A 4,164-nucleotide genomic window follows, 5' to 3' on the forward strand; every position below is an offset into this window, starting at 1 on the left:
GAATCTGCCGCAGAAACATCAACAACTACCGACAAACCAGTCACTACAGACTCCGAAACAACTCTCACATCTGAACCGGAAAAACCTGTAGCAACGACTGAATCTGCCGCAGAAACATCAACAACTACCGACAAACCAGTCACTACAGACTCCGAAACAACTCTCACATCTGAACCAGAAAAACCTGTAGCAACGAGTGAATATGCGGCAGAAACAACATCAACAACTACCGACAAACCAGTCACTACAGACTCCGAAACAAGTCTCACATCTGAACCCAAAAAACCTGTAGCAACGAGTGAATATGCGGCAGAAACAACAACAACTACAGACAAACCAGTCACTACAGACTCCGAAACAGCTCTCACATCTGAACCAGAAAAACCTGTAGCAACGAGTGAATATGCGGCAGAAACAACAACAACTACAGACAAACCACTCACTACAGACTCCGAAACAACTCTCACATCTGAACCGGAAAAACCTGTAGCAACGAGTGAATATGCTAGCGAAAAACTGCCAAGTGAAGAGACTACATCTCCACCAGACAAACCACCAACCGATTCGGCAATTTCAACCGCCGAAAAACCCAGCGAAACTGCTGCCACAAACAATCCAAATAGCACAGCCGCCGCCAAAACAGATGCAGTTGCAGGCGAAACAGTTGCCACTCAAGAACCAAAAACAGGCGAAACTTTAGTTGCTATTTCCCCAGATGCCAGCCAGCCAGGGGACGAAACAAATACTGACACTAGCAACGGGGAAGAAACAGAGAAAGAGAATTCAACTACTACCGTAGCAACAACTGAAACCCAAAAAGAACCAGAACAGACTACGGACCAAAAGTTAATTTCTCCCTTTAGATCGGGGGTATTTACTACCGATCAAACTGGTCGAATCAGTATAGACTACACGTTTGATGGTGGGATGTTCCAAGGTGAGTTAGCTATTTTCAGTTTAGACGATTTAGACAAATTTGAACCAGGTTCGGAAGCATTCATTAAAGAAGTAGCGGCGCGTTCCTTAAGTAACTCTGTGAAAGGTCATGTAGTGATTAATGATGCTACAGAAGGTGCGCGGTTTTCCGGTTTGTTAGGAGAGAGTAATGCCAACGAAGGAGTCTACTTAGAAGTCAAGAGTTTTGCCGTAACTGCTGGGGGTAAATATGGGGTGATGTTGGTACCCAACGGTAGTGTAAAGTCTGTGTATGATAATCCGACTGTTGGCGGCGATCAACGTCCTTTATTTTCTATGGCAATGGCGAATCCTGTGGAGGGATTTCACTTTGGTCAAATTGCCGATGTCACGGGAGAAGGCAATACCTTTGTCATGGAGGATATGCGGTTAGATTCGGGGAGTGATAGGGATTATAACGATATCATTTTCCAAGTGCGGGGTGCGACTGGAAGAGCTGCCAAATTAGATGAGTTAATTGCTCCAGGTAAAGATTGGCGTGGTTCGGACTTAGGAAAAGAGGTGATTTCTTACATCACAAAGCCTGTTGATATTGACCCGATCGTCCCGACACCGACACCGGCACCAACGCCAACACCAACACCGATCGAGCCGCCTGTAGATATTGACCCGATCGTCCCGACACCGACACCAACACCGGCACCAACGCCAACACCAACACTGATCGAGCCGCCTGTTGATGTTGACCCGATCGTCCCGACGCCGACACCAGCGCCAACACCAACACCAGCACCGATCGAGCCGCCTGTTGATATTGACCCGATCGTCCCGACGCCGACACCAACACCGATCGAGCCGCCTGTTGATGTTGACCCGATCGTCCCGACGCCAACACCAACACCGATCGAGCCACCTGTTGATATTGACCCGATCGTCCCGACACCAACACCAACACCAGCGCCAACACCAGCGCCAACACCGATCGAGCCGCCTGTTGATGTTGACCCGATCGTCCCGACACCGACCCCAACACCAGCACCAACACCGATCGAGCCGCCTGTTGATGTCGATCCGATCGTCCCGACACCGACGCCAACACCAGCACCAACACCGATCGAGCCACCTGTTGATATTGAGCTGAGTGTCATAGAGGAAAAATTTGTCGATTTGTGGGTTACGGAAGATACCCAAATAAACAAGTCAGAAGATGATTCTCATATCTCAGATGTGGTGTCAGAAGATGAGGTCATTAATATTTGGGATATAAAACGGGAAATAGATCCTTCCTGGGAAGAATTGGGTTTAGTCGGTGCTTCACCATCGCCCTCTTCAAACCGCGCTCCAGTAGTCACTGCTTATAACCAAACGGTTAATCCGGGTGCGAGTATCAGTCCTAGTTTCTATGTGAGTGACCCCGATGGTAATAGCATTACCCAATATGTGTTCAACGACCAAAACACCAGCAGCACTAGCGGTTACTTCACTCTCAATGGTGTTAATACCAATTCACTATGAAGGTACACTAAATGTAGGCTAAAAGTAGAGGAGATGCAATATGGCCAACAAATTTAAGGTAGAAATCCAGGAAACGGTTGAGGAACTAGAGCATCGACTCAAACGGGCTATAACCGCAGTAAGTAAAGAAAAGTTACTGCTATTATACTGGATTGCCACCAAAAAAATCAAAACAAGAGAAGAATTAGCCACGATGCTGAAGCGAGACGAATCAACAATATATCGTTGGTTAAGAGCTTACAAACAAGGTGGAATTACCTCATTACTCACAGTTAAAAAAGCTCCCGGGAAGACTCCACATATACCACCCGAAGTTAGAGAAAAGTTAATCAAAAAACTGCAAGAACCAGAGGGGGAAACAAGTTATGGCAAATTACAGATATGGCTCGAAAAAGAATGCGGTATCAAAGTGAGCTATAAAGTCGTACATGACCTAGTTCATTATAAATTAAAATCTTACCTCTTGCGTCCCAAGACCCCAAAGCAATAAGGTGAACGAAGTTGCACAGACAAATTTCAAAAAAAAACTGTGGGAGATTATCAAAGTAATGATTAAATATTTCGGAACAGGACAGCCTGTAAGGATATGGTGTCAGGACGAGAGTAGATTTGGATTGATTACTATGCGCCGGGCAGGATGATTACATTGAAGGGGATAAAACCAGTAGGCAAAAAACAATAGAAGCGAGGAAACTTCTATGTTTATGGAGTTGTAGAGCCATCAACAGGTGAACAATATTATCAAGAATTTTCTCAGCTCAATCACAACTGCTTTCAAGAGTTTTTAAATGGATTTGCTCAAAAATACTCAGACTATTTCAATCTAATTATCATGGATAATGGTAGCTTTCATAAAGCTCTGTTATTAGACTGGCATGACCATGTAATGCCAATATATTTACCTGCCTATAGTCCTGAATTGAATCCGATTCAAAGATTGTGGCAACATACAAAAAAAGACCTCAATTGGGAAAATTATTCGAGTTTAGATAAACTCAAAGAACAGGTAGATATAATTATCAAATCTCTCACGAATGAAGAAGTTTTATCTCTCTGTGGTTGGGACTATATCGTTGAAGCTATATTAAGTGCAGGTTCATAGTGAATTGGTATGACGTTCATCAGACAAACGTTCAACCATCGCAGCTAATAGCTCAGATACAGACAACCAACGCCTTTCTTGCGCCTTCCAAACAACTAAAAACTGCTCGGTAGACAGAGTACACAAAGCTATCGTTTCGCCACAGCGATCGCTAAATTCTACCTCGTAATTTCCATCATCATAACAATCTACTATTGCCCCTCTAACACCCTGGTGCAAATTAGATTCAGGCAATGTTACTAACAATTCGACTACATCCAATAATTCTGGCACGATCGTCCTTACCTCCGAACGAATAGTGTTACCAGTCTCGCCCCATTACTACGCGGTTCTACGATCCAACCTGTACGGACAATCCCCTGCTGTCCCTGTGCGCCCACAATTTCCAAGTCTACAGTATCGCGCTGTCCGTGTTTGTCGTTTAGTCCTAAAACTGCTTCAGCATCAAGAGTTTTAGCTGAAATCTGTGCTAACACCAATTCATAGTTTTCTTGGCTAAATCATCAACGACGCTGAAATATTACAGCTTTATCGCTACCGACTGGATTATCTAAATTAACAATACTCCGGACAGTTTTTAAGCAGCCAAAGTACCATAAGACAAGACTGAAGAAAGATTAGGATGGTTTAAA

The 4,164-nt window shown here is 44.3% G+C and carries 3 protein-coding genes and 2 pseudogenes; 3 read left to right on the forward strand and 2 right to left on the reverse strand.

Annotated elements, in window-relative coordinates; translation table 11 throughout:
- The 3 genes and pseudogenes from QUA70_RS27810 to QUA70_RS27820 form a co-directional block, all read left to right on the forward strand.
- Positions 1-2,430 (forward strand): DUF4114 domain-containing protein (locus tag QUA70_RS27810; RefSeq protein ID WP_333350992.1); only part of this gene is annotated, 2,430 nt, incomplete at its 5' end.
- A gap of 40 nt (positions 2,431-2,470) precedes the next feature.
- A complete protein-coding gene (locus QUA70_RS27815; RefSeq protein WP_333331031.1) occupies positions 2,471-2,920 on the forward strand; it encodes a helix-turn-helix domain-containing protein in 450 nt (149 codons plus the stop codon).
- 207 nt (positions 2,921-3,127) lie between these two features.
- A pseudogene (locus QUA70_RS27820) lies at positions 3,128-3,532 on the forward strand (transposase); the annotation flags it as partial.
- Here QUA70_RS27820 and QUA70_RS27825 read toward each other — a convergent pair.
- Together QUA70_RS27825 and QUA70_RS27830 are read right to left on the reverse strand one after the other, a co-directional pair.
- Positions 3,527-3,805, reverse strand: a complete 279-nt coding sequence (locus QUA70_RS27825) for a DUF4926 domain-containing protein (protein ID WP_333331029.1) — start codon at positions 3,803-3,805, stop codon at positions 3,527-3,529. The pseudogene QUA70_RS27820 and the gene QUA70_RS27825 sit on opposite strands and share 6 nt — an antisense overlap.
- 8 nt (positions 3,806-3,813) lie before the next feature.
- Positions 3,814-4,020, reverse strand: a pseudogene (locus QUA70_RS27830) (DUF6883 domain-containing protein); the annotation flags it as partial.
- Positions 4,021-4,164: the final 144 nt, after the last annotated feature.

The sequence above is a fragment of the Microcoleus sp. LAD1_D5 genome (assembly GCF_036702115.1).
In the GTDB taxonomy this organism is placed as follows: Bacteria; Cyanobacteriota; Cyanobacteriia; order Cyanobacteriales; family Microcoleaceae; genus Microcoleus.